Origin of the sequence: Sphingomonas sp., from assembly GCF_019242355.1 — a bacterium.
Taxonomy (GTDB): domain Bacteria; phylum Pseudomonadota; class Alphaproteobacteria; order Sphingomonadales; family Sphingomonadaceae; genus Sphingomicrobium.
Map to the genome: position 1 here is coordinate 1 of NZ_JAFAVR010000259.1, position 2393 is coordinate 2393.

2 protein-coding genes are annotated in these 2393 nt (G+C 66.0%); both read right to left on the reverse strand.

The window, feature by feature from the left end; all coding sequences use genetic code 11:
- On the reverse strand, positions 1–1354 hold a 1354-nt coding region (locus JOZ79_RS12450; protein WP_294074655.1), incomplete at its 3' end, for an HlyD family type I secretion periplasmic adaptor subunit.
- Between the two features lie 274 nt (positions 1355–1628).
- Complete coding sequence (locus JOZ79_RS12455; protein ID WP_294074658.1) at positions 1629–2183, reverse strand: nuclear transport factor 2 family protein; 555 nt, start codon at positions 2181–2183, stop codon at positions 1629–1631.
- Positions 2184–2393: the final 210 nt, after the last annotated feature.

Sequence of the window (2393 nt, forward strand, 5' to 3'; positions counted from 1 at the left end):
TCTCGATTTCGGCGACCACGGACATGCCGGCGGTCAGCGGGACGTCACGTCCGTTGACCGTCAACGACGTCCTGTCCGGAGCAATCGTAACGGGGAAGACGAGGTCCTTCATCTCCTGCGCTGCATTGGTTACGGAAAGCCCGCCGCTGGACGGAGTGGTCGCGTCATCGCTCTGCTGGGTCAGCGCGAGCTGACCCGTAACGGCATCCGCGCCGACGCTCACCACGCGGCCGGAAACAGTGCCGTATCGGGTGAACATAAACGTGTCGACCTTGACCGTTACGGGCTGCCCGACTCTAACGAACCCAATGTCCGTGTTGAGGACGTAGGCCTTGATCTCGAGGGGCGCCTTATCGGGCACGACCTGCATGATCATCTCACCGGCTTTGATCGACTGGCCGAGGCTCGTAACTGCAAGACCCTGGACGGTTCCGGCGACCGGCGCGCGCACTGCGAGGTTGGCGACGGCCATTTTTGCCTTCGCGAGCTGCTGCTCGTCGGTGGATGCTTCGCGTTGCGCGACGGCCGAGGCGGCGACGTTCTCGGCGATGAAGGACTCGCGAGCCGCTTTCATCTGGTCCTCGAGCACGGGAATGGCAGCGTTCGCCTCCGCGAGTTGCCCCTGATAGTCGGCTAGGTGCACCTCGTCTTGGCGGAGCGGCTCGAGCGATTGCAGGACGATGGCGCGGCTGTCCCAACCCTGCTCGGCGAGAGTCTGGTGCATGGCGGAGCGCTTCGTGCGCGAGTCCACAAGTGTCTTTTGCGCGGAGATGTTGCCGACCAGCTTGGTCGCCGTTGCCTGTTCTGTCTTCAGCTTGGCCGCGAGGTCCGCCAACGTTGCTCGGAGCTGGTTCAGATCGGCTCGCAGCACGGTCTCCTCGCGACCGACCACGTCGGCGGGTATCCCGGGCGGCCACGCCAGCGGCGCCTTCACTTCCGTGGCGCCAGAGCGAGCGAGGAACGCCGCACTGCTGCGTCGGAACGCCTCCGCCCTGGCGTTCGTCAGCTTGGCCGCGGCGATCGCCTCCGACGCGTCGGCCGCAGTTGGATCGAGCTGAAGCACAACGGCGCCGGCCGCGACGTGGCTGCCATTCTGGACTGGAATGGAGCTTACTTGTCCAGCCTCGAGCGGTTCAACCACCTGATTGCCGCCCCTGGCCACGAACTCACCCGGGGCGATCGCGAAGAGGCGCAAGGAGCCGAAGATCGACCAGAGGATGGCGATGGTGATGGTGCCACAGACGAGATAGCCAAGCGCACGTCGCGCCCGCGACGGTGGCGTGTTGACGATCTGCAAAGCGATCGGAAGGAAGTCGCGGTACCCGGACGCTGTTGCCGTGGTCGTCTGCGGCATCCCGGTGAAATCCGGCAGCGGTCGACGCGGCTTGCGCCGGATCGGATCCGTCGCGCTAGGCCGGTTCGGCGACGCCGGAAGGTCGGCCCTTGTGGCCCTACGCTGGTCGCGCGGGCCGCCCCTCCTCGACCGCCCCATTTATCATCTCGCACATTGCCGCCGCTCCGCGCCCTCGGCGAGGATAAGCGATCTGATGGCCTGAACTCACGGCGACGTAAGGCCGCCGAAACAACTGCTTACTTCAAGGCGGCAAGCGGCGTGGATGGATCTCGCCTTAGGTGTCACCACCGCCCTGTCGCCCGCGGCCGCCCCCTTGTCGGCGGCCGCCGGCGCCGGCTTGTCGACCGCCCGCGCCCGCGCCTTGCCGGGCGCCCGGACGGGCCCGTCCGCCGCCCGCGCCCTCACCGCCGCCGGCGCGCCCCCGTCGACCGCCGCCCCCCGCCGGGCGACCCGCTCCGTTCCAAATCATCGAATCGATCTTCCACGTGCCGTCGACCTGCAGCCAGACCGCGACGTATTTAGCAGCGGTATTGAAGGTGTCGCGTCCCTGCCCACGAGCGGTGATCAGCAGGTTGCCGGCCTCGCGCAACGCGGCCTCGCCGAACGCCCTCGTGTCGGTCGCCTCGAAGATCAGGTCCTGGATGTGCTCGGCGCCCTGCCAGTAGGCGACAATCGCCTCAGGAGAGGAAATGACGGCGCGTCCGGGGGGCAACAGGACCGCTGCGTCCGTGTAGCAGGAACCGAGAGCCTTCAGATCGTTGCAGCGGAGCGCTTCCACAAACCGCTCGTGGAGCTGCTCGAGCCATGCCGGGTCGTGATTGGTCGGCATCCACAACTCCCAACATCAGGCCCATTCGGCAAGGCCCGAGTGCTTCAACGATCGCGAAGTCTAATCGAGTGCACATCCCCCGGCAAGCGTAGCCAAGCCGTATACGCCTGTAGTTCGAGCGTGTCTTGAGCAAACGAATGTTCAGGTCTAAGCTATCCGAGAGGCAGGCGATGACGGCATTTTGTCTCGACCGCTTGAGGCCGAATGCTC